Annotated in this window: 20 protein-coding genes; 4 read left to right on the top strand and 16 right to left on the bottom strand. The window is 62.9% G+C overall.

From position 1 onward, the window contains the following. Nucleotides 1-2: 2 nt before the first annotated feature. The 3 genes from BJ6T_RS18960 to deoC form a co-directional block, all read right to left on the bottom strand. Nucleotides 3-458: an RbsD/FucU family protein gene (locus tag BJ6T_RS18960; RefSeq protein WP_014494077.1), complete on the bottom strand. Its 456-nt coding sequence runs from the start codon at nt 456-458 to the stop codon at nt 3-5. 83 nt (nt 459-541) lie between these two features. Further along, nucleotides 542-2,932 (bottom strand): aldehyde dehydrogenase family protein, encoded by a 2,391-nt coding sequence (locus BJ6T_RS18955; protein WP_014494076.1) that lies wholly within the window; start codon nt 2,930-2,932, stop codon nt 542-544. 2 nt (nt 2,933-2,934) lie between these two features. Further along, nucleotides 2,935-3,963, bottom strand: a complete 1,029-nt coding sequence (deoC, locus tag BJ6T_RS18950; RefSeq protein WP_141378607.1) for a deoxyribose-phosphate aldolase — start codon at nt 3,961-3,963, stop codon at nt 2,935-2,937. A 229-nt stretch (nt 3,964-4,192) separates the two neighbouring features. Here deoC and BJ6T_RS18945 point away from each other — a divergent pair, with 229 nt between their 5' ends. Further along, complete coding sequence (locus BJ6T_RS18945) at nt 4,193-4,987, top strand: DeoR/GlpR family DNA-binding transcription regulator (RefSeq protein WP_014494074.1); 795 nt, start codon at nt 4,193-4,195, stop codon at nt 4,985-4,987. A gap of 80 nt (nt 4,988-5,067) precedes the next feature. Here BJ6T_RS18945 and BJ6T_RS18940 read toward each other — a convergent pair whose 3' ends face one another. The 12 genes from BJ6T_RS18940 to BJ6T_RS18885 form a co-directional block, all read right to left on the bottom strand. Then, complete coding sequence (locus tag BJ6T_RS18940) at nt 5,068-6,219, bottom strand: substrate-binding domain-containing protein (protein ID WP_014494073.1); 1,152 nt, start codon at nt 6,217-6,219, stop codon at nt 5,068-5,070. A gap of 105 nt (nt 6,220-6,324) precedes the next feature. Then, nucleotides 6,325-7,317, bottom strand: a complete 993-nt coding sequence (locus tag BJ6T_RS18935) for an ABC transporter permease (protein ID WP_014494072.1) — start codon at nt 7,315-7,317, stop codon at nt 6,325-6,327. Beyond that, on the bottom strand, nt 7,314-8,894 hold the full coding sequence (locus BJ6T_RS18930; protein ID WP_028170587.1) for a sugar ABC transporter ATP-binding protein: 1,581 nt from the start codon (nt 8,892-8,894) through the stop codon (nt 7,314-7,316). The genes BJ6T_RS18935 and BJ6T_RS18930 overlap by 4 nt, the downstream gene beginning before the upstream one ends. 686 nt (nt 8,895-9,580) lie before the next feature. Beyond that, entirely contained in the window at nt 9,581-10,984 is a 1,404-nt protein-coding gene (locus BJ6T_RS18925; protein ID WP_014494070.1) for an amidase, read from the bottom strand. Nucleotides 10,985-11,070: 86 nt separating this feature from the next. After that, nucleotides 11,071-11,832, bottom strand: coding sequence for an SDR family NAD(P)-dependent oxidoreductase (locus BJ6T_RS18920; RefSeq protein ID WP_028170586.1), 762 nt, complete (start codon nt 11,830-11,832; stop codon nt 11,071-11,073). A gap of 47 nt (nt 11,833-11,879) precedes the next feature. Further along, nucleotides 11,880-12,605 carry an ABC transporter ATP-binding protein gene (locus BJ6T_RS18915; protein ID WP_014494068.1) on the bottom strand — a complete coding sequence of 242 codons (726 nt, stop codon included), beginning with the start codon at nt 12,603-12,605 and terminating at the stop codon, nt 11,880-11,882. After that, nucleotides 12,595-13,314, bottom strand: a complete 720-nt coding sequence (locus BJ6T_RS18910; RefSeq protein ID WP_014494067.1) for an ABC transporter ATP-binding protein — start codon at nt 13,312-13,314, stop codon at nt 12,595-12,597. Before BJ6T_RS18910 ends, BJ6T_RS18915 begins: the two co-directional genes overlap by 11 nt. A 2-nt stretch (nt 13,315-13,316) precedes the next feature. Further along, nucleotides 13,317-14,390 (bottom strand): branched-chain amino acid ABC transporter permease, encoded by a 1,074-nt coding sequence (locus tag BJ6T_RS18905; protein ID WP_014494066.1) that lies wholly within the window; start codon nt 14,388-14,390, stop codon nt 13,317-13,319. 12 nt (nt 14,391-14,402) lie between these two features. Next, complete coding sequence (locus tag BJ6T_RS18900) at nt 14,403-15,269, bottom strand: ABC transporter permease subunit (protein WP_014494065.1); 867 nt, start codon at nt 15,267-15,269, stop codon at nt 14,403-14,405. A gap of 98 nt (nt 15,270-15,367) precedes the next feature. Then, complete coding sequence (locus tag BJ6T_RS18895) at nt 15,368-16,609, bottom strand: urea ABC transporter substrate-binding protein (protein WP_043900218.1); 1,242 nt, start codon at nt 16,607-16,609, stop codon at nt 15,368-15,370. 34 nt (nt 16,610-16,643) lie between these two features. Further along, on the bottom strand, nt 16,644-17,642 hold the full coding sequence (locus BJ6T_RS18890) for an acetamidase/formamidase family protein (RefSeq protein WP_014494063.1): 999 nt from the start codon (nt 17,640-17,642) through the stop codon (nt 16,644-16,646). A gap of 17 nt (nt 17,643-17,659) precedes the next feature. After that, entirely contained in the window at nt 17,660-19,060 is a 1,401-nt protein-coding gene (locus tag BJ6T_RS18885) for an amidase (protein WP_028170583.1), read from the bottom strand. A gap of 415 nt (nt 19,061-19,475) precedes the next feature. Here BJ6T_RS18885 and BJ6T_RS18880 point away from each other — a divergent pair, with 415 nt between their 5' ends. Next, nucleotides 19,476-20,651 carry a transporter substrate-binding domain-containing protein gene (locus BJ6T_RS18880; protein WP_014494061.1) on the top strand — a complete coding sequence of 392 codons (1,176 nt, stop codon included), beginning with the start codon at nt 19,476-19,478 and terminating at the stop codon, nt 20,649-20,651. Beyond that, nucleotides 20,648-21,232 carry an ANTAR domain-containing response regulator gene (locus BJ6T_RS18875; protein WP_014494060.1) on the top strand — a complete coding sequence of 195 codons (585 nt, stop codon included), beginning with the start codon at nt 20,648-20,650 and terminating at the stop codon, nt 21,230-21,232. Before BJ6T_RS18880 ends, BJ6T_RS18875 begins: the two co-directional genes overlap by 4 nt. Before the next feature lie 63 nt (nt 21,233-21,295). Here BJ6T_RS18875 and BJ6T_RS18870 read toward each other — a convergent pair whose 3' ends face one another. Next, on the bottom strand, nt 21,296-22,030 hold the full coding sequence (locus BJ6T_RS18870; RefSeq protein WP_014494059.1) for an IclR family transcriptional regulator: 735 nt from the start codon (nt 22,028-22,030) through the stop codon (nt 21,296-21,298). A 90-nt stretch (nt 22,031-22,120) separates the two neighbouring features. Between BJ6T_RS18870 and BJ6T_RS18865 the strand changes: the two genes are divergently transcribed. Continuing rightward, a complete protein-coding gene (locus BJ6T_RS18865) occupies nt 22,121-22,801 on the top strand; it encodes an RraA family protein (RefSeq protein ID WP_014494058.1) in 681 nt (226 codons plus the stop codon).

Genomic DNA, 22,801 nt, shown 5'->3' with positions numbered 1-22,801 from the left:
CGTCACTCTCCGTCCGGTGCGATGACGCCCTTGGAAAACAGGAAGCAGCCGTAGAAGCGCCGCTCTCCCGTGGCGATCACGCAGTAGGCCGTCTTGGCCTTTTCATAGAAGGCATGGCGCTCGACCCCGACCAGCGGCCAGGAGCGTCCCTCGGCGCGGTCGATCGCGGCCTGCACCTCGCGCTGCACCGGCGGCACCTCCTGGGGCTGGCCAACAATCTCCATACGGATCGCGGCATCGTCGACGAACGTATCGAGCGGCAGCACCGAGAGGATGGCTTCGATCGCCTTTGCGGTACTGACGTTGTCGATGCGAAGCAGCTCGCCGAACACGGTCTGGCGCGCGATCGAGTCGGCAGGAAAATTGGTGTCGCACACCACGAGGCGATCCCCGTGCCCCATTGCGCGCAAGGCATAAAGCACGTCGGCGTTGAGCAGTGGATTGATGCCCTTGAGCATGTTGCGTCCCTCCCTTGTCTTCAAAAAATCGCCCGAACTCTGATGGTCCGGATGCCAACCCGTATCACCGCAAGGTGACGTCGTTAGTCCCCATAGGGAATCCAGATGTTCTTCACCTGCACCGCGTGGCGGAGCAGGATCGGACCTTCGCTCGCCACCCGGTCGTACCAATCGAGCGCCAGCCCGTGGTCGACCAGCGTGCGCTTGAGGTTGCCGATCGACAGCCGCTCCGCAGCAGTCGAGGCTTCCTGCGAGCCGAACACCCAGAGCGCATCGACGTCGTCATGCTCGGCAAGGACCTTTGCGAGCGCATCGCGCTCGCCAGTGACGATATTGACGACGCCTGCCGGCACATCCGACGTCTCCAGCACCTGATAAAAATCGGTCGCCGCAAGCGGATGCCGCTCGCTTGGGACGGCGACGACGCGGTTGCCCATCGCGATCAACGGTGCCACCAGGCTGATGAAGCCCAGCAACGCGGCCTCGTCCGGACAAGCCACCCCGACCACGCCGATCGGCTCGTGCATGGCAAGTGCCACGCCGCGCAACGGCGGTGCATGGATCGTCCCCTCGTATTTGTCGGCCCAGGCCCCATAGCTGAACAGCCGTTCGATACTCGCCTCGACCTCTGCGCGCGCCCTGGCGGGCGAAACGCCGGTCATATCGCCGATGCGCCGGGCGAACTCGTCGGCACGCGCGGACAGATTCTCGGCAAGGTAGTAGAGGATTTGGGCGCGATTATGCGTCGTCGCCCGCGCCCACCCCTCGGCCGAGCGCGCAGCGGCCACCGCGTTGCGGATATCCTTGCGATTGCCCTCGCCGGCTTCGCCGAGGTGCTTCCCCTTCGGCGACAGCACCGCGCGCGAATAATTTCCGTCGGGACGAACCTGCTTGCCGCCGACGAACAGCTTGGCGGTTCGGTCGATCGACGGCGTGCCAAATCCGGCGCCGTCGTGAGAAGCCGCCGGGGATGGCGGCGGCACCTTCGCCCGCGCCTTCCGCCCGCTCCAGGCTTTCGGCTTGAGATATTCGTAGAGACCTTCCCGGCCGCCCTCGCGACCGAAGCCGGACTCGCGATAGCCGCCGAAGCCGACGCTGGCATCGAACAAATTGGTCGCATTGACCCAGACCACGCCGGCCTGAAGCTTCGGCGCGATATCGAGCGCCAGCCCGATGGTCTCGCTCCACACGCTGGCGGCAAGGCCATAGCGCGTGTTGTTGGCGAGCATCACCGCCTCGTCCGGCGTGCGGAACGTCATCGCGACCAGCACCGGGCCAAAGATCTCCTCGATCGCCACGGTCGATGACGGATGTACGTTCCAAAGCAAGGTCGGGGGATAGAAGCATCCCTCAGCGGGGATCGGCCCCGGCGCCTGATACTTCTCAGCGCCCTCCTTGACGCCGGTTTCGACCAGCGCCTTGATCCGCTCGAGCTGCACCGGTGCGACCACCGCGCCCATGTCGATCGCCTTGTCGAGCGGCGGACCCACGCGCAGCGTCTCCATGCGGCGGATGAGGCGTTTGCGGAATGTCTCTGCGATCCCTTCCTGCAGCAGCAGCCGCGATCCGGCACAACAGACCTGGCCCTGGTTGAACCAGATCGCATCGACCACGCCTTCCACGGCGCCATCGATGTCGGCGTCGTCGAACACGATGAACGGCGACTTGCCGCCGAGCTCTAGCGTCAGCGACTTCCCGCTGCCCGCGGTCGACTGACGGATCAATCGACCGACCTCGGTCGACCCGGTGAAGGCGATCTTGTCGATACCGGAATTTTCGACGAGCAACGCTCCGGTGGCGCCATCACCCGTCACCACATTCAACACGCCGGGCGGCAGGCCGGCCTCCGCCGCAAGCTCGGCGAACAGCAGCGCGGTGAGTGACGTGAACTCTGCCGGTTTCAGCACCACGGTGTTGCCGGTCGCCAGCGCGGGCGCGATCTTCCAGGCCAGCATCAGCAGCGGAAAGTTCCAGGGGATGATCTGGCCGATCACACCGACCGGGACATGGTCGACGAATTCGCGGTCCTGCAATTGCGCCCAGCCGGCGTGATACAGGAAGTGGCGCGCGGCGAGTGGCACGTCGAGATCGCGGGTTTCCCTGATCGGTTTGCCATTGTCGATCGCTTCCAACACCGCGAACAGACGAGCATGACGTTGCAGCATGCGCGCGAGCGCATAGAGATGACGGGCACGACCGTGACCACCGAGCTTTGCCCATGACGACTGCGCCGATCGCGCGGCGCCGACGGCAGCCTCGACATCCGCTGCGATGCCTTGCGCGATCTTGGCCAGCGTCGTTCCGGTGGCCGGCTCGATCGTCGCCAGATGCTTGCCCGAAGCCGGCGCGACGAATTTACCGGCAATGAAATGCCCAAATGTCGCGTCGTGCCGCTCCAGCCAGGCGCGCGCCTCGCCGTCCGCCTCGGGAGCGGGACCATAATCCATGGTCTCATAGTAATGTGCGATACTCATGCTCAGCCCACGGGATGACGGTTGAAGGCCGAGTAGCGGCCGGTGACGTGATGCTCGAGCTGGCGCTCGATGTCGGCAAGCAGACTCGAGGCGCCGACGCGGAACAGATCCGGCTCGAGCCAATCGCGTCCCAACTCCTCCTTCATCAGGAACTGGTAGTTGAGCACATCCTTCGCGGTCGAGATTCCGCCGGCCGGCTTGAAGCCGATCTTGAAGCCCGTGCGCTCCTCATAGACCCTGATCATGCGCAGCATCGCCAGCGTCACCGGCAGCGTGGCATTGACGCCTTCCTTGCCGGTGGAGGTCTTGATGAAGTCCGCGCCGGCCATCATGCAGACCATCGACGCCTTGGCGACGTTGCGCAGCGTTTTGAGGTCACCGGTTGCCAGGATCGTCTTCAGATGCGCATCGCCGCAGGCTGCGCGGAAATCCCGGACCTCGGCGTAGAGAGCGCGCCAATCTCCGGTCAGCACATGCTCACGCGTGATGACGATGTCGATCTCCCGTGCACCGTCCCTGACGGACGCCTCGATCTCCTTGAGTTTCAGATCGTGAGGCACGAGGCCTGCCGGAAATCCCGTCGAAACCGCAGCGACCGGAATGTCATACCCATCGAGCGCTTCGACCGCGGTTGCGACGAAGCGGTGATAGACGCAGATCGCGCCCGTGTGCAGCCGGCGCCCGGCAAAACCGAGCGCTTCGAGAAGGTCACTTCGTATCGGGGCCCTCGCCTTGGCACAGAGGCGCTTCACCCGTTCGGCCGTATCGTCGCCGTTGAGTGTCGTCAGGTCGATGCAGGTGATCGCCTTGAGCAGCCACGCCGCCTGCGCGTCCTTCTTGACGGTGCGCCGGCCCGGCAGGCTCGCAACGCGGCGCTCGGTGGCGGACAGATTGATCCGGATATCATCGACCCAGTCCATCTCGAGCGCGCGGCCGCTGTTGCGCGCGATCGGATGCAAATGATTGTGATCCCGCGCATGGGGATGCGCCGGCACCGCGGATGGATTTGATATCAAGACGCCCTGCGCCATCGGTACGCCGCGCAATGCTAGCGAATCGGCTGAAACGGCAGATAGATTGAGTGTGCCGATTGCAACATGCGATCCTCCCATCCCTTGCCCGCTGGAGCTTCTGCTGCCTGCCATCGCCGACAGCGAAACGCCCTTCGGACCATATGTTATTATTGTAACAAATTGACGTTGCTAAACTCACATCATTGTAAGATCATTGTCAACCGGATAAGCAAGCTCGGGGACGAAAATGACTGAAACACCGACCGCACGCCCCAGCGAGACCCGTGTCCAACGGCTGCAACGGCTGCGACGCGCCGTCGAGACGAGTGGCGCACTGCATCTGAAGGACGCCGCAGAGCTGCTGAAGGTGTCGGAGATGACCGTCAGGCGCGACCTTGCCGGGCCCGAGGCGGCGCTCGCCCTGCTCGGCGGCTACGTCGTCAACGCGGCGTCGCCGACCGGGATCAAGTACACATTCGAACAGGAAATCGACCAGCACACACAGGACAAGCGCCTCGCCTGCCGATCCGCAGCCGCCTCGATCAAGGAAGGTGACACCATCTTCATCGACTGCGGCACCACGATGCAGTCGCTGGCGGATTGCCTGCCCGAGGACATGCCTCTTTCGGTGATCTGCTATTCGCTGAACGTCGCCTCGATCGTCACCCACCGGCCAGCGACGCAGGTGATGCTGATGGGCGGGCTCTACCATCCGTCGTCGCAGTCGTTCTCGTCGGATGACGGCCTGTCCTACCTGCGGCGGCTCGGGGTCAACAAGGCTTTCATCTCGGCCGGCGGCCTGCACTGGACCCGCGGCGCCAGCTGCTCGAATTTTCACGAAGTCGCCGTCAAGCAGGCTGTCATCGCTACCGCGATGGAGAGCATCCTCGTGGTCGACGCCAGCAAGCTCGGCAGCCTCAAGCCGGCGTTCTTCTCCGACGTCAGCTCATTCTCGCGGATCATCGTGGGTGGCTCCGTGTCGGCAGACACGCGCAAGCACTTCCGCAGCCTCCCCGTCGAATACGTCATCGGCACGGCCTGATCCGGACGGGGGCTGGTTCGCCCGGATCAGGCTTGCTGAGCGATGCGCGGTCTCGGTGGATCGCACATCGCTGTTTCAGGCTAGTGGCAGGCGGGCTTCGCCTTGTTGCAGGCATCCGTCAGCTCGGCCGGCGGGTCCTTCTTGAATACGGTCTTGTAGGACTCCAGCACATTCGACTGCGTCACCGGCAGCGACTGCACACCGATCCAGCCAGGCGTTTCCTTACCCAGCAGCGCATTCATCATCGCCATCGCCTCGGCGACGCCCTGGTCGTAGGGACGCTGCGAGCCGGTCGCCTTCAGCGGCCCGCCCTTGGCAATCTCGATCGCCGATTGCAGACCAAGGTCGACCGTCGTCATGGGAATATCGACGCCCTGAGCCCGCATCGAGCTCAGCGTGTCGAGCGCCGGTTGATCCCACACTGCGTACAGTCCCTTGACGTCGGGATTGCCGGTCAGGAAGTCGCCCGCGATCTGCGAGACCTTCGGCGGATCGGTGAAGTCGACCTGCTTCATCTTGATGTCGGGGCGGTTTGCTTTCATCCACTCCCGCACGCCCTTGGTGCGCTCGTTGGTGCTGAAATAGTCGACGCCGAAATTGACGAGACCGATGGTGCCGCCCTGCGCCACGCAGGATGCCAGGATCTGTGCAGCGATCTGGCCATTGCCCTGGCTATCGGCCGAGACCATCGTCGCATATTCCTCGGGATGCTTCAGACCAGTCGGGATGCTGTCCATCAGCACGAGCTTGATGCCGGCTTTGGCGATCTTCTTGTAGGTCGGCGCGGTCGCGGTGAAATCGACCGGAATCGAAATGATGCCGTCCGGATGCTGCTGGATCGTGTTCTCGATATCGGCGATCTGCTTGTCCACCTGATATTCGGCGGACGCGACGCCCGTCACCGTCACGCCGTACTTCTTCAGCGTATCGGTGATGCCCTGGATCTGGAGCTGCGACCAGTCGAGGTTGACCGTCTGCATGGAGATGCCGACCTTGAAGTTCTTCTCCTTGATCTTGGCGGCGTCGGCCTCCGACAGCGCGAGCACCTCGGGGGAAGCCGCCTTTTCGCCGTGGGGTCCCTGGCCGACGATCGACTTCGGCCCGAGCTTCGCGAGATCGACACCCTTGACGCAGGTCGCAGGCACTTCGGCGCGAGCCGACGGGATCATCGAGAGGGCGGCAGCGGCCACCAACGCAGTCAAAGGCAAGGTTTGTCGCAGGATTGGTTTCATTTGTTTCCTCCATTTTTTGGTCGCCGATTCACCGGAGGGCCAGCGACCTTGCCCTACCCGCGCAGCGCAATGAACTTGTTGTTCATGCGCCGCGCCTGACGTCGACTAGCGTTTCGTGAAAGCAACCGCGGCAACGATGATCGCGCCCTTGATCACGAGCTGCATCGGCGAGCTCACGCCGAGCAGAACAAGGCCGTTGTTGAGCGTGCCGATGATCAAGCTGCCGAACAGCGTCCCCAGGATGTAGCCGCGCCCGCCGAACAGGCTGCAACCGCCGAGGATCACCGCGGCGATGACGTCGAGCTCCATGCCCTGCACGACATCTGGCCGCGCGGCATGTGAACGCGCCGACAGCACCAGCGCCGCCAATCCGGCCAGCGTGCCGGTCAGGACAAAGGCCGCAGTCGTGATCCGTTTGGTGTTGATGCCGGAATAGAGTGCCGCGGTCGGGTTGCCGCCGACCGCATAGATGCGCCGGCCGAACACATTGTAGTGCAGCAGCAGGATGCCGATAGTCATCGCCGCCAAAGTCCAGGCGATCGGAACCGGTATGCCGAGGACCGTGCCTTCGCCAAAGATCGCGAAATAGGTTTCGTTGGTGATGATCACCGGCTTGGTGTTGGTCACCATCATCGCCAGTCCCCGCGCCATGCTCAGTGAGCCCAGCGTCACCAGGAACGACGGGATCGATAGCTGCGTGGTCAGGATGCCATTGAGCAGCCCGACCAGCGCGCCGGTGCCGAGCCCGGCCACGGCGCCCACGATCCAGCTGTTGTTGATCTGGCTCATCGCGAGAGCAGCCGCCATGCCGGACAGCGCCAATGTCGAGGCAACCGACAGATCGATCTGACGCGCGATGATGATGAAGGTCATGCCGACCGCGATGATCGACACCAGCGTGGTCTGGCGCCCGATGTTCAGGAAATTGTCGACCGAGAGAAACCAGGGCGAGGACAGGCTGAACACGACCAGCAGGATCACGAAGGCGATGTACAGCATGTACGGCCGCTCGCCCCGCAGCAAATTCTGGAGAATCTTGCGGCGGCGATCAGATCGGGTCGACGAGGCGACCACGTTGGGAGCAGTCAGTTCGGTCATGCGGGAAGCTCTTGCAAGTGGCCCGGCCCGGAGGCCTGGTACATCTGGAGGAGATGATGCAGCTCTTCGGCATCATCGATCTCGCCGCGCGACAGGGTACGAGCCACACGCCCGTTGACGATCACGGAGATGCGGTCGCAGAGCTCGATCAATTCGACGAGATCGGACGAGACGACCAGGACCCCGCTGCCGTCGCGGACGGCATTCCGGATCACGGCATAGATTTCCTCGCGTGCGCCGACGTCGACGCCGACCGTCGGTTCATCCAGGAGCAGCACGCGCGGCCGCGGATCATTCCACTTTCCGAACACGACCTTTTGCTGGTTGCCGCCGGAGAGCGTCCTGACCAGGCTGAACGCGCCCGGCGCCTTCACCGAAAGCCTGGCGACCGCGGCCTCCGCACGCCTGGCGGCTGCGCGTTGCTGCATCCAGCCCCAGCGCGAGAAATGGGGAATTCGCGGCAAGGTGACGTTTCGCTCGATCGAATGGTCCAGGACCAGACCCTGCACATGCCGGTCTTCCGGCACCAGCGCGATGCCCTGCTCGATCGCATCGGCAGGCCCTCTCGGCAGCCATCGCCGGCCCTCGATCTCGATTGCGCCGCTCTCGAGCGGCCGGAGGCCAAACACTGTCTCCAAAATCTCCGTGCGGCCGCTGCCGATCAATCCGGCGAGGCCGTGGATCTCGCCCTTCAGCACGGACAGATCGACGGCACGAAGCCGGTCGTTGGACACGTCGGACAGCGACAGAACCGGCGACGGAGCCAATTCACGCTTCGCGACAGGTTCGGTGCGCGGGCCCGCGGGTGCCGATCGATCGGTTCCGACGATCGCGTTCACCAGCCGCTTCATGTCGGTCTCGGCGGTGACAAACGTGCCCGCGTTAGCGCCATCGCGCAGCACCGTGACGCGCTGCGAGATCTCGAACACCTCATTGAGCCGATGGGTCACATAGATCACGCCGACTCCGCGGCGCGTCGCCTTCCCGATCGCATCGAACAGGATCCGGACCTCATCCGATGTCAGCGAGGAGGTCGGCTCGTCGAGGATCAGAAGCCGGACCTCGCCCATCAGCGCCTTGGCGATCTCCGTCATCTGGCGATAGGCGAAAGGCAGCGAGCCGACAGCCGCTCTCGTATCCAGGGGAATGCCGAGCGCGTTCAGGAACGCCTCGGCCCTGGCCATCAGCGCGCGCTGCCGGACGAAGCCGAAACGCGCACGCGGCTCACGGCCGAGCAACAGATTGTCCGCAACGCTCAAGGATTCGACGAGGCTGAGATCCTGATAAACGACAGCGATCCCCGCCTCGCGCGACTTCGCCGGGCTGCCGAATTCCACCGGCCTGCCGGCGATTTCGATCGTGCCGCTGTCGAGGGCATGAACACCACTGAGAATCTTGATCAGGGTAGATTTTCCCGCGCCGTTCTCGCCCAGTAGCGCATGGACCTCGCCGGCGCGAACCTCGAGGTTGACGTCACGCAGCGCTCGCACGCCGCTGAAGCGCTTGTTGATGCCACTGACCATCACAAGCGAGGTCGACGACCGAGGTTCTGCTGCAACCGAACCGGACAGTTCCAAACTTTCCTCCCGTCGCCCCGCAAGACGCTGGTACGATGGTGACATATTGTTATTTTTGCAACTTATGCTGTTATAATTCTATCATCTCCGCCGACCTGTCAATGGCGGATCACGTCGCGGGGCCGGATCCAGCCCTGCCCTATCTCGATTTGTGCGGTTGCGAACGTCAGTACAGACAGCCGGCCTTCAGGAACGGACCAAGGCATCACGACGCGCACCATTCGGTCCTGGCGGCAGCACCCGATCATCAAAGCTAGAGGAGGCAGGCCCCGCGATCGATCAGCGCAAGCGTGTGCCGACAGAAAGGTAGATGCATAGGCGACGCGTGACAGCCATGGCGATGAGGCGGCCCTAGCCAAGCACACCAGACCGCGCGCGACACTTCGCTCCAATTCTGTGGACGACAATCCCTGCGATACGTCGTGCTCGTCGCGTCATTCCCGCCGCGCGGCACTACTATTGAACGCTACGCGAATTTCACCACTCGCGCCCCTGCACGAGCAACGGCGCTGATCGCGCACGCGCGGGCTCTCTCGGCGACCGCCGGCTGGCAACCCAACCACTTCCATTGCGCTTGCCCATCAGTTCCGCTGACGGATTTTCGTTTCGACGTGCTCGGTGTCTCCCCGCTCTGAACTCGACCCATGATTGATTTTCGGATAGGCACCCTAGAATTCCGAAGATCTTCATTCGCCAAGGGCGCGTCGCGTGTGCCAATCTGTCACTGATTGGAAAGCATACCCGGCGCGGGCAAGCATATCTTCGGACAGATGCGGGCCGACGAGCTGCATGCTGAGCGGCAACCCGTCCGCTGCCATGCCGTTCGGCAGCGTGATGGTCGGGCTGCCCGAGAAGTCGAATACCGCCGTGAAGCGCAGGATGCTGAGCAGCACGTTCGGATCGGCGCCGTATTCGCCCATCTTGGTCAGCGTTGGGATCGGCACGGGCATGGTGGGAATCAGGAGCAGGTCAATATCGCCGAACAGCGCCGCGAGGCTGCCGCAGAACTTCAACCGCTCATGATGGATCTGAGCGATCTCGACGCCGCTGATCGATCTGCCCTGTTCGATCAGCTGCGCCAGGTCGGGACCGTATTCCGACTTCCGCGACGGATAGGTCTCGAGATGCGCCTCTGCGGTCTCGATGGAGCACATCGGAATCCACATGCTCACGAGCTTCTCGTAAGCTGGGAACTTGACCTCACGAATATCGGCGCCGAGGTCCGCAAGCGTACGCTCCGCTTCCAGCAAGGCGGCGACCACCTGCGAATCGATCCCGTCCTGCGTGTAGCTTCGGTCCACGCCAATCCGTAAGCCTCGCACGCCGTCACCGATCCCCGCCAGATAGTTCGGCACCGGCGCCTGAAGGGCGGTCGCATCATTGACGTCTGCGCCCGCGATGACGCCGAGCATGGCCGCGGCATCGGCTGCGCTCCGGCACATCGGCCCGACATGGTCGAGAGAGTCAGCCAGCGGGAAGACGCCGTGGCGGCTCACACGTCCCCAGGTCGGCTTGATCCCGGTCAGCCCGCACGTCGCCGACGGAAACCGGATCGAGCCGCCGGTGTCGCTGCCGATCGAGCCAAAGCAAAGTCCCGCCGAAGTGGCCACGCCCGATCCGCTTGAGGAGGAGCCGACCCAGTAGTCGGTCCCCCAGGGATTGAGCGGCGCCTGGTCGTCGGGATGATGGCTCGTATAGGCGCCCTCGGTCATTTTTAGCTTGCCGAGCGTGACGGCGCCGGCGTGCTCGAGCCGGTCCACGATCGTCGCGTTGAAGGACGGTACGAACCGGGCGTGAATTGTCGTGCCGCCGGCGGTCGGCGCGAAGCTGGTGTAGCAGAGATCCTTCAGTCCGATCGGCACGCCGTGCAGCGGCCCGCGCCAGATGCCCTTGGCAAGCTCGGCGTCACAGCGCTTCGCCTGCGCCATGGCCCGCTCGGCGAGGACGAGCGCGTAGCCGTGAAACTCCTGATCGAGCTTCGCGATCCGGCCCAGCATCACCTCAGTCACTTTCGAAGGTAGAAGCTCGCCGCGGCGGAACAGCTCGGAGATTTCGATGATCGACTTGTAGTGAATTTGATCTGCTGACATCTGACAGCCCTGCTGTTGTCGGAAACGGCTTCGCCCACCGGCACCGCAGACGGCCCGGTCTCGTGATTGCGCTGCTCAATAAGCGCCTAGAACTGCACCCCGCGCGTGAGGGCACCATCGACCACGAGGTTGGTCCCCGTAATGAAGCTCGCGGCCTTGCTGGCAAGGAACACCGCACCGTTCGCCATTTCCTGCGGCGTCCCCATGCGGCCGGTCGGATTCAGCGCCAGCGCGGTCTTGTAAAGCTCGGGATTGCCGTCCTTGATCTGATTCCAGACACCGCCCTCGAAATAGGTGTTGCCCGGCGACACCGAATTGGCGCGGATGCCTTTGCTGGCAAGCTGGAACGCGAGACCTTGCGTATAGTGGATGATCGCGGCCTTGAACGTGCCGTAGGGGCCGCTGGCGAAGTCAACCTCGCGCCCTGAAACGCTGGAGATGGTCACGATCGCCGCGGCCTTGCTCTTCTCGAGATACGGCATCGCCGCATTGACCAGCCGCACGGTGCCCATCATGTCGGTGGAGAATTCCTTCTCCCAGCTTTCCTCGTCCTGTCCGATCGACAGCGCACTGACATTGGCGACGACGACGTCGATGCCGCCAAGCTTCGAGGCCATATCCTCGACCCAGGTCTTGAGCGCCGGACCGTTTGAGACATCGACCGAACTACCAAAGGCGGCGACGCCCTTCGCCTTGATCGCGGCGACTGCGCTATCGACGTCGGCCTGGTTGCGCGCGCAGATGCCGACATCCGCGCCTTCCGCCGCGAATGTGTCGGCGATCGCCCTGCCGATCCCCTTGGTGCTGCCGGTGACGAGAACCTTTGCTCCCTTGAGTCCCAGATCCATGTCCATTCCCTCCCTATTGACGACTTGAAAACATGCCGTGCGGCCGTTCAGAGCAGGAGCTGCTCGCGGACATTGTCCTCGTTAACCTCGCCACCCGCCAGCGACTGCGCGATCCTGCCCTTCTCCATGATGTAACAACGCTCGGCAATTGCCAGGATCGTGTCGAGGTTCTGCTCGACGAAGATGATGGTGGTCCCGAGCTCGTTCCGGAACGATCTCAGCGCCTCGCAGATGTGCTGGACGATCGAGGGCTGGATACCCTCGGAGGGCTCGTCCAGGATCATCAAGGACGGATTGCCGATCAGCGCGCGGCCTATGGCGAGCTGTTGCTGCTCGCCGCCCGACATCGTGCCTGCGGCCTGACGCCGGCGTTCTTTGAGCCGCGGAAAATACTCATAGACAAGCTCCGGCAGCTTCCTCCCGCCGGGACCGCCGATCAACTCGCCGACCTGCAGGTTTTCCTCGACGGTCATCTGCGGAAAGACATCCCGCCCTTGCGGGATGTATCCGAAGCCCGCCCTCGCCCGCGCGTCGGCTTCGAGCTTTGTGACGTCCTGCTCCAGGAAGCTGATCGTGCCACGCCAGGTCTGCAGCAAACCGATCAGGCACCGCATCAGCGTCGACTTGCCGACACCGTTACGGCCGATCACGCCGACAATCTCGCCGCGGGAGACCGACATGGTGACGCCCTGCAGAATCGGCGTCGCACCGTATCCCGCCCATAATTCCGATACGTCCAGAATCCGGTCCGTGGGATTGGGTTCAGTGAGCATGCGTCTTACCGAGATAAATTTCCGCGACTTTCGCGTCCTGCAAAATGCTTTCGAGATCACCGCGTGCGAAAATCTTGCCGAGATGCAGCACCGTGACGCGCTGGGCGACCTGGCGCACGAAGGCCATGTCATGCTCGACGACAAGCACCGTCATTCCTTCGGCATTGAACGACTTGATCAGCTCGCCGGTCTTGAAGGTTTCCTCCGGCGACATGCCGGCAGTCGGCTCATCCAGCAGCAGGAGCTGCGGCTTCAGCGCCAGCGCCATCCCGATCTCGAGCCATTGCTGCTGTCCATGCGATAGCGCACCCGCGAGCTTATCGCTGTCCGGCCCCAGGTTGAGCAGAGTCAGCAGGCGATCCTCCTCGGCGATGCGTTCCGCGCCGGACAGTCGCTCCTGGAGCGCGATCTGGATGTTCTGCCGGACCGGCAGCTCCTTGAACACGCTCGGAGCCTGCATCTTGATGCTCATGCCTCGCTGCACGCGTGCGTAGGGACGCTCCTTGGTGATGTCGACGGTATCGAACAGGATGCTGCCCTGGCTCGGCGGGTAGAGACCCACGATCAGCTTGAACAATGTGCTCTTGCCGGCGCCATTGGGTCCGATCAGGCAGTGGACCTCGCCGGCGTTGACAGTGAGGTCGACGTCGGAGACTGCGGTCAATCCGCCAAAACGCTTGGATACGCCTTTGACTTCGACCAGCGCCATGATCAGGACTCTTCCGACTGCAAGCGACCAGTCTCCGCCATGACGGAGCTATCATCGCGCCGCCGACGCCCGCTCCACCAATCGGCAGCAAGCTTGCCGACGCCGAGCACAAAACCCTGCGGCGCCAGCATCACCGTGGCGAGCAGCAGCGCTCCCATCAGCACGAGTGCTGCCTGCTGGCTGTAGACCGTGATCGTCTGAAAGCCGAACAGCAGCAGGAACGATCCGACCAGAGTTGCTGTCAGATCGCTCCGTCCGGAGAAAGCCACCCATACGATGGGCATCGCCGCCGCGGGCAGGCCGATGCTGGACGGCGTGATGAATTGGCCCCACGACGTGTACAGCGCACCACTCAGCCCTGCGAGGCCGCTGCCGATCACGAAGGTCAGGAGCTGGTATTTCCGGACGTCATAACCCAGCATCTCGGCGCGCTGCGGGTTCTCGCGCGTCGCCACGATGACGTTGCCGATGCCCGAATTCACGAGCATGCGCAATGCCAGATAGACGATCACGATCAGCGCGATCATGACGTAGTAGAGTGCCGATCCCTCGATATAGAAGTCGCCGACGGCGAGCGGGTCCATGCCCTTCATGCCGTTGAAGCCATTCAGCCGCGCCGGGCCGATGTGCCATTCCGGCCCCGCCGTTTGGCCGAGGAAGAAGGCAAGCACCAGCGTTGCAGACAGCGTCACGATCCCGAAGAAGATGCCGTTGATGCCACCCCAGATCATGAAATAGCCGAGGATGCCGGCCGCCACCATCGCAATGACAACAGACAGCGCAAGCGCGGCGATCGTTGCGGTGCCGCCGCCCATGTTGATCGCGAGCACGCCATAACCGTAACCGGCGATGCCGAAGAACAAGGTCTGGCCGAACGACAGCATCCCGCCATAGCCCCACATCAGGCAGAGGCCGAGCGCCATGAATATCCAGATCAGGAAATAGGCGAAATTCCCCACATCATAGGAGTCGGCGAACAGCGGATATGTCAGTGCGCCCGCGAGCACTGCAAGGAAGCAGGACCAGAAGATCTTGCCACGTCCGAGCGTCTGCGGACCTTCCAGCAGCTTGAACATCACAAATTCCCTTTAGCGCCCACGACGAACCAGGACGCTGGAGAGTCCCTCGGGCAACACCCGAATGATCAAAATAACGGCGACCAGCATGCCAATCTGTCCGATGATCTGGCCGTAGCTCGCGTTCAGCGCCATCCGGATCATCGCCAGGAACACAGCGGCCGGCGCTGTTCCGAGCAGCACGTTTGCCCCTCCGATTACGACCGTAACGAAGCTTTCGACCACGAAGGTCGCCCCCATTGTCGGGATCAGCGTCATTGTTGGCGCGTAGAGCGCCCCGCAAAGTCCGGCAAGGCCGGTGCCGATCCCGAAGCTGATCGAATAGATTCGGCCGGTTCGCGCGCCCAGCGCCTTCGCCATCGCCGCATTCTGCATCGTCGCCCGGGCGATCACACCAAAGCGCGTCTTCATGAAAACGACGTAGAGACCGCCCAGCACGGCCACCGCGCAACCGAACAGAACCAGACGATAGGTCGAAAACGTATAGCCGCCGATCGCGAAGCTTCCTTCGGGCGTTCCGATGCCCCGCACGGCTGAACCGACAATCAGGAGCATCGATTGCGTCACGATGAGGCTGAGCCCCCAAGTGGCGAGCAGAGAATCCAGCGGCCGCTTGTAGAAGCGCCGCACGATCAGGAACTCGACGGCGACACCGATGAGCCCCGCCGTCAGCGCGGCCAGGATCTGGGCAATCGCGAGCGGAATGCCCAGATTCACCAGGCCGACGGTGACATAGGCCCCGCACATGATGAACTCGCCATGCGCCATATTGATGACGCCCATCATGCCGAACACGATAGCGAGACCTGCGGCCGAGAGAATGAGGAACGCGAACACATCGGCGAACTGATAGAATACCGAGAATACTTCAGCCGACATCTTGGTCCCTTTGCCGATCCCGGCGCCGCATCGTTGCGGCGCCGGCCTTGTCCAAGAACGCAACTCTCAATACGAGCAAAATCCGTGCCCGTCAGGCGTCACGATTTCTTCGGGAGATGGCTCGGCGTGTATTGGTCCTTGTCGTTCTTCTTGGTGAGATCGCAACCGATTTGGCCAAGCCAGTACGGCTGGATCGTCCCATAGTCCTTCTCGACCTTCACCTCATGCTTCGGCCCGACCGAGATCAGGCGCATACGGTGCGAGGTGTGCTGGCTCTTCGGATCGATGCACACCTTGCCTTCGGGAGCGTCGATGCATGCATCGCCGGTCGCGATGACCTTGCGCATGTCGTCGAGCTTGATCGACTTCGCCTTCTCGACCAGCGCCTTGTACATGTAGAGCGCATTATAGGCATTGTAGCCCATGTCGTTGATGTAGAGCTCGTCAGGGAATTTCGCATGCCAGCGCTTCTTGAACTCGGTCGCCTCCGGCGTATCGATTTCCTCGAACCAATTCGCAGTCGCATGCATGTTGTTGAGCGCCGGCGGCTTGAACCGCTTGTGCTCGAAGCCGAGCATGACCTTGATCGACGATCCCATCGGCAGGTTGAGGTTGGCCGCGGCCGCCTGCTCGAAGAACGAATCCTGGGCAGCACCGACGTTGATCGTGAGCAACCAATCCGGCTTCGCCTTCTGGATATTCTGGATGGTCTGCGCGAACTGCGACACGCCGAGCGGGATGAACTCCTCGCCGACGACCTCGCCGCCGAGATCCTTCATGATCTTGCGGTTCCACTCAGCCGAAATCTGACCGAAATTGTAATCGGCGGCGATGACATAGACCTTCTTGCCGAACTTCTCGACCATCCACGGAATCAGCGTCGAGAATTGCTGCTCGGGCACCGCGCCCATGCTGATCATGCTGGCGTCGCAGACGCCGCCTTCATACTGGTTGGTGTAGAAGTACGGCGTCGAGGTGCGATCGACGATCGGACGCAACGCCTCGCGCGAGGCCGAGGTGATGCCGCCGATCAGCACGTCGACCTTGTCGCGGTTGAGCAGTCGACGGCCGAACTCCTGATAGCGCGCGTTGTCGCCCTGCGGATCGAGGTGAATCAACTCGATCTGCCGACCAAGGATACCGCCGCTCTTGTTGATCTCCTCGACGGCCAGCTGAGAGCCGTGCAGCTTCGGCATGCCCATGAAGGCGAGGTCGCCTGAAACGTCCTCAAGCAGACCCACCTTCAACGGCGGCTCGGCCGCCCAAGCGACACTCACCCCAGCCGCTGTACCGAGCATAGCGCCGAGCAAGACCATTCCGAGCTTACGTCCCGAATTCATCGTGATGTCCCCTGTTTCTGAAAGCGGCTGGATGTCATGGCTTGAGGTAATTCTTCAGGATCGATGCGCCCATCGTGTATTTGGGGTCGACCATGTTGCCGAGCCGCATGCGGCCGGCTTGGCTGAGCAGCATGTAGGCGTCGATCTCGTCGAAGCCGTAATCGGCCGCCATCCACCGCACGAGTTCGCGATAGGCGATACGGGCCGCGTCTTCGAGCGGGCGGGCGCTGCCGATCGTCATGATGAAGTCCTTTGTCTCGAGCCGCGGCCAGGCGAAACTCCAGTTCTTGATCAGGTCGACCTGCAGCGTGACGGTCGCGCGCTGCTCCAGCGCCACGCCCGAGAGTTCGCCGTCGCCCTGCGTCGCGTGACAGTCGCCGACGTAGAGCATCCCGCCGTCGGTATGCACCGGGAAATAGATGATCGCGCCGGGGGCGACGTCGGGCAGATCCATGTTGCCGCCGTGGTAATCCGGCTGCAGCGAGGAGATCGCCTCGATCTCCGGCGAGACGCCAATGGTGCCGATAAACGGCTCGTAGGGCAGCGTAATCTTGTCGTTCCAGCGAACGCCGTTCCTGTCGACATGCAGCTTCTTCACGCGCTCCGGCAATGGCGGATTGAGCAGTGCCGTCGAGCTTGTCCCGACGAGTCCGCCGAACTCAGGAATAATGCAGGTCGTGCCGGCCGGCTGCTCGCCGCGGGTCTCGACGTCGCGGATGTAGATCGCGAGGCAATCGCCCTTCTTGGCGCCCTTCACCGCGATCGGCCCGCATTGCGGATTGAGATAGGGGAAGTTCAATTTGGCGGTAGGGCTGTCGGTCTCCTTGGTGAGCACGCCGCCGAACGCATCCTCCGTCTCGACAACCACGACTCCGCCGGGGTCGATCGACAGGGTCGGCTTGGCATAGGGACCATAGACGTAGTGGAAGCCGCCCTGCTGCTCGATCGTCAGACTATGCGTCGCGCCGGTTGCGCCTTTGGCGACGGCACGCTTGGCCATGATGGAACTCTTCAACCAGTCTTCTGCGGGCATATGATCGGCTCCTCAACTCAGATCCCGGGATGACGCTTGTGCCAGTCGGTAACGCGCTGGAACGCATCGCCCGCGCGGACGAGGCCAGCCTCATCGAAATGACGACCGATGAACTGGAAGCCAACCGGACCGCCATTCGCGGCGAAGCCGCCGGGTAGCGTCACGGTCGGGCTTCCCGTCATGTCGAATGGGCATGTGAAGCGAAGCAAGCCTGCGATCAGCGAGGCGTCCTCGCCGAGCGACGCCATCTTGGCGAGCGTCGGCGCGGCGAATGCCTGGGCCGGCACTGCGAGGAGATCGACGGATTCGAACAGAAGGCGGACGGCGCCACGAAACGCTTCGCGCCGGAGCACGATCTTCTGATAGTCCATGCCGGACTGCTGCCGACCGAGATCGAGCAGCCCAGCGAGTGCCGGGCCGTACTCGTCCTTGCGCGCGGGATAGGTGTCCTCGTGCGCGACGGCGACCTCGATGCCGCAGAGCGGGAACCAGTCGTCGATGACCGCCTTGGGATCGGGGAACGTGATCTCCTTGATCTTCGCGCCGAGATCGGCCGCTACACGCAGACCCTCGGTCAACACATTGGCCGCATCGCCATCGGTGCCTTCGCTGGTCCAGCGCCGGTCGACGCCGATCGTCACGCCGCGAAGGTCGCCGGACAAACTGGCGAGATAGTCAGGCACGGGCAGCGGAACCGACGTCGTGTCCTTGGGGTCCTGACCCGCGATCACGCCGAGGATGGCGCCGCAATCGACCGCGCTCCTTGCCATCGGGCCGATATGATCCAGCGTCGCCGCAAGCTCGAATGCCCCGTAGCGGCTGACGCGTCCCCAGGTCGGCTTGAGCCCGGTGACGCCGTTAGCCGCGGACGGAAAGCGGATTGATCCGCCCGTATCGGTGCCGAGCGAGCCAAAGCAGAGGCCCGCCGCAGTAGCAACGCCGGAGCCGCTCGAGGATGCGCCGGACCAGAGATCCGCGTTCCACGGATTCTTCGGCGGGTCGATCTTCGGGTGATGATCGGCGTAGGCGCCCTCGGTTTGCTGCAGCTTGCCGAGGATGATGGCGCCGGCATCTTTCAACCGCGCGACGACGGTCGCATCCTCGGCGGGGCGGAAATCGCGATGAATCGTCATGCCGTGCGCCGCTGGTGCGCCCTTGGCCCAGCAGAGATCCTTGACCGCAACCGGAACGCCATGCAGCGGTCCCCTGACCTTGCCCGATGCGATTTCCTTCTCGGCCGCGGCCGCTTGTGCCAGGGCCGAGTCCGCCATCAGATAGGCGTAGCTCTTGAGTTTTACGTCGAGCTGTTCGATCCGCCCGAGCATCGCCTTGGTAACTTCGACCGGCGACAGCTTTTTGGCTTGAATCTGCTGTCCGACCTCGACGAGCCCGAGATAATGAATATCTGTCATTGCCATCGTCTCCCCACGTTTTGGCCGACGCAAGCGCAGGCATGGCAATCGTCGCGCGCGCGTCATCGGCTTGGCGACGCGGACGCATCGCCAATTTTCTTAGCGGCAAAACGAAAAAGCCACCCGTCCCTCGCGAATGAGGTGACGAATGGCTCAAATGCCGCGTCTATGATCTATCGCATCGGATCCGAAATCGAACGAAGCACTTTGTGCAGAGACCAGGACGTCATCGGCCAGATCAACGCACGCAGGGTTCGAGTGGAAGCCCGTAGTACAAAATTCTAAGGATGTGCGTAGCACCTTGTCAACGAGGCCAGTTGCACAAATTTCGCAATGTGCATGCGCAGCAAATCAGCAACCCCTCTTGCACCAACATCAGTCATGATGGTTTCCTGACGCGTCGCGTCGCCGAAAGCCATAGATGACAAAGCCGTCCGTTCCCGTTGGTATCATCTGTTCGCAGTCCGGGCCTTATCAGGCCATGGGCCGCGAGATCCTCAAGAGCGCCATGATGGCGGTCGACGAGATCAACAACCAAGCCGAGTTCGACTTCTCGATCGCCGCTCATATCCGCGATCCTCGCGGCATCATCTCCGAATACCACACGGTCTGCGACGATCTCATCCGCAATGTCGGCGTCGAGCACATCATCGGCTGCTATACCTCTGCATCGCGAAAGCAGGTCTTGCCGATTGTGGAGCGTACCGATCGCCTGCTTTGGTATCCTGCGCGCTACGAGGGTTTCGAGTGCTCCGACAACGTCATCTATGTCGGAGCATCGCCCAATCACAACGTCTTGCCGCTCGTCCGTTACGTGCTCGACAATCTGTCGCGCGAGATTTTCTGCGTCGGCTCCAACTACGTTTGGACATGGGAGACCAATCGCGTCACCCGCGAATTGGTGAGTGCAGCAGAAGGCCACATCCTGGCCGAACGGCTGCTCGAACTCGGCGAAAGCGCCGTCGGGCATATCGTCGACGAGATCATCCGCCGCAAGCCGCCAATCGTGTTCAACACGTTGGTCGGAAGCTCGAGCTACGACTTCATCCGCGCCTTCCGCGCTGCCGCCGAAGCCGCGAGCCTCGACATTCCGATGTTGAGCTGCAGCTTGTGCGAGCCGGAACTCGCGATCGTCGGACCGGCCTCGGCGGGCTGCATTACATCATCGGCCTATTTCGAGAGCATACAACTGTCCGAGAACCGTGCATTCGTCGCACGTTGGAAAGCGCGCTACGGCGAGGACAGTAGCCCCTCCGTCGACGGACAATCTGCCTATGTCGCCGTCTATCTGCTGGCCCGCGCGCTGCAGCGGGCCGGCACGTCTGACATCGGCGAGGTCAGGCGCGCCGCGGCCGGTTATCGCTACAATTCGCCGCAAGGACCGGTCTGGATCGACGGCAGCAACAATCATTGCGTCCTTACGCCGCGACTGGCAGTCTCCAATGCACGGGGACAGTTTGACATCTTCTGGGAAGCCGACGCGCCCGTTAAGCCTGATCCTTACCTGACGCAGCTCGACGTCGCCGCCCCCCCCTTCAGGGAGACCTCAAAGGGCGGTACATCGCCGAATGCGCCGCATTTGCGGGTGGTGAAATGAGCAAGCTGTCTTCATTCTCGCTGCGCGGACGCAAAGCACTCGTCGCCATCAAGGACGAACGCGACGCATCGATCGTGCGACGCCAGTTTGAACGTCTCGGCATCGACAGCACTGCATGGGCGCCCGGCCAGGCGATTGACTTCGCGCCTGACGTGACATTGATCGACGATGAACTTCTTCCGCTTGAAGCCCCGTTCCTGGGGCGCTGTCCGGTCATCGCCCTGCTCGGCACGGAGACGCCGAGCCGCTTGAAGCTCGTCTTCGACCTCGATCCGGCGTCGTTCTTAGTCAAGCCGCTACGCTCGGCCGGCATCTATGCGGCAGTCGTCATGGCATTCGAGCGAAACGAACGCACCAACGACTTGAAGCAGCAGATCCTCAAACTGGAGCAGCGTCTGCGATCCCGCCGCATCGTGCTTGCCGCCGTTCTTCAGGTGATGCACTCGCACGCGCTCGCCGAGCCCGCCGCTTTTGCGTTGATCCGCAGAGCCGCCATGGAACAGCGCAAGACGATCGAAGAGCTATCGGCGGAGATTGCTGCAAAGGGCATTCCCCCACGCGCAGCTACGAACACCTTGTAGACCTGAGCGGCGTCCATTCACGAGCTTGCCGGTCGAAATAGTGCCCGCCCCGAGCGGAGCGCGTCAGGGAGAGCCTGTTTCGGCCGATGGCAGGCTGATGATCCGCGGCGTGCCGACCTCGCGTGACAATGGGGCGCCGAGCACAAGTGAGAGCCGATACGAGGCATCGGTCAACCGGGACGCCAGCGCCTGGAGGTCGGCCTGACGGATGCGTTCGATTGGGCCGCTCACGGTCATGGCGCCCACCAGCGCTCCGTCGTGGCCGAAAACGGCGGTGGAGAGCGAGGCCGTCACAGCGTCGTAGATTCCGGAACTGACGAAGACCTGCACGCCGTCATCCGTGCGGTCTGCCCAGCGCGCCGTCCGCAGCACTTGTCCCGTCGAGGTCAAATCGAGTGGCGCGAGATTGGTGGGCCGCGCGACGTCGCGCACGAGCTGCGGCGAATCCACCCGAAACAGACAGAGCCGGCTATCGCGTTCACGCACGTGGAACGCACTGCTCTCCAACGTCTCCTGGCTTAGCCGCTGAAGGACCGGCAGCACATGCTGTTCGAGATTGAAATTGGCCCGATAGGTGGTGCCGAGCTGGAATGTCTTTGCGCCGAGCGCGTAGCGGCCGTCGCTGAGGCGGACGACGTAGCCGGCTTCATCCAGCGACACCAGCGAGCGCATCACGGTCGGTTTCGCCAAGCCCGTGATCTTGGCGATGTCGGCCAGGCTGCGCGACCCGGCTCCAGCGAAGGTATCCAGGATCGCCAACGCCCGTTGCACGGCGGCGACCCCTTGCGTCTTGGGCATCGAAAATCCCTGTCCTGCCGATTTTCGGTTGACCTCGGCTCGTCACCGTTACACTATGCGTAACGGCGTTCCATTTTCAATGGGGTTGATATGGCCGTAGGGTTCAGGATCCTTTCCCGCAAGCGTGTTGTCGCAGGCGAATGGGTCGAACGGGCTCGCGCCCTTCCGGTCGCTAACATCAGCGATGTGATGTCGCGCATGGCCGCGGGGGGCACCACGCTCCGGCCGATGCATGCGGCTGGCGGCATGGCCGGTCCCGCTTTGACCGTGAAGACGCGCCCCGGCGACAATCTGATGGTCCACAAGGCGCTCGACATCGCGGTTGCCGGCGACGTGATCGTGGTCGACGCGGGCGGCGACCTCAGCAACGCAATCTTCGGCGAGATGATGCTCGCGCAGGCCGCCCGGCGCGGCGTCGCCGGCATCGTTATCCATGGCGCGATCCGCGATGCCGCTGCGATCCGGGCAAACCCCCTTCCCGTTTTCGCGGCGGGTGTCACTCATCGCGGTCCGTACAAGGACGGTCCGGGCGAGATCAACGGACCGATCGCGATCGGCGGCATGGTCATCCAGTCCGGCGATTTGATGCTGGGCGACGACGACGGCGTGCTAGCCGTCGCCATCGACGATTGCCGAGCGGTGATCGAGGCAGCCGAAGCCAAGCAGGCTGCCGAGACCAAGCAAATGGCGGCGATCGAAGCCGGTACGCTCGATCGCAGCTGGGTCGACGCCTCGCTCCGCCGTCTCGGCTGCGAGATGCCAGAGGTCTAG

Source organism: Bradyrhizobium japonicum USDA 6, assembly GCF_000284375.1.
Taxonomy (GTDB): domain Bacteria; phylum Pseudomonadota; class Alphaproteobacteria; order Rhizobiales; family Xanthobacteraceae; genus Bradyrhizobium; species Bradyrhizobium japonicum.
The sequence above is the reverse complement of the archived record's forward strand: the minus strand, read 5'-3'. Positions and strand labels throughout refer to the sequence as shown.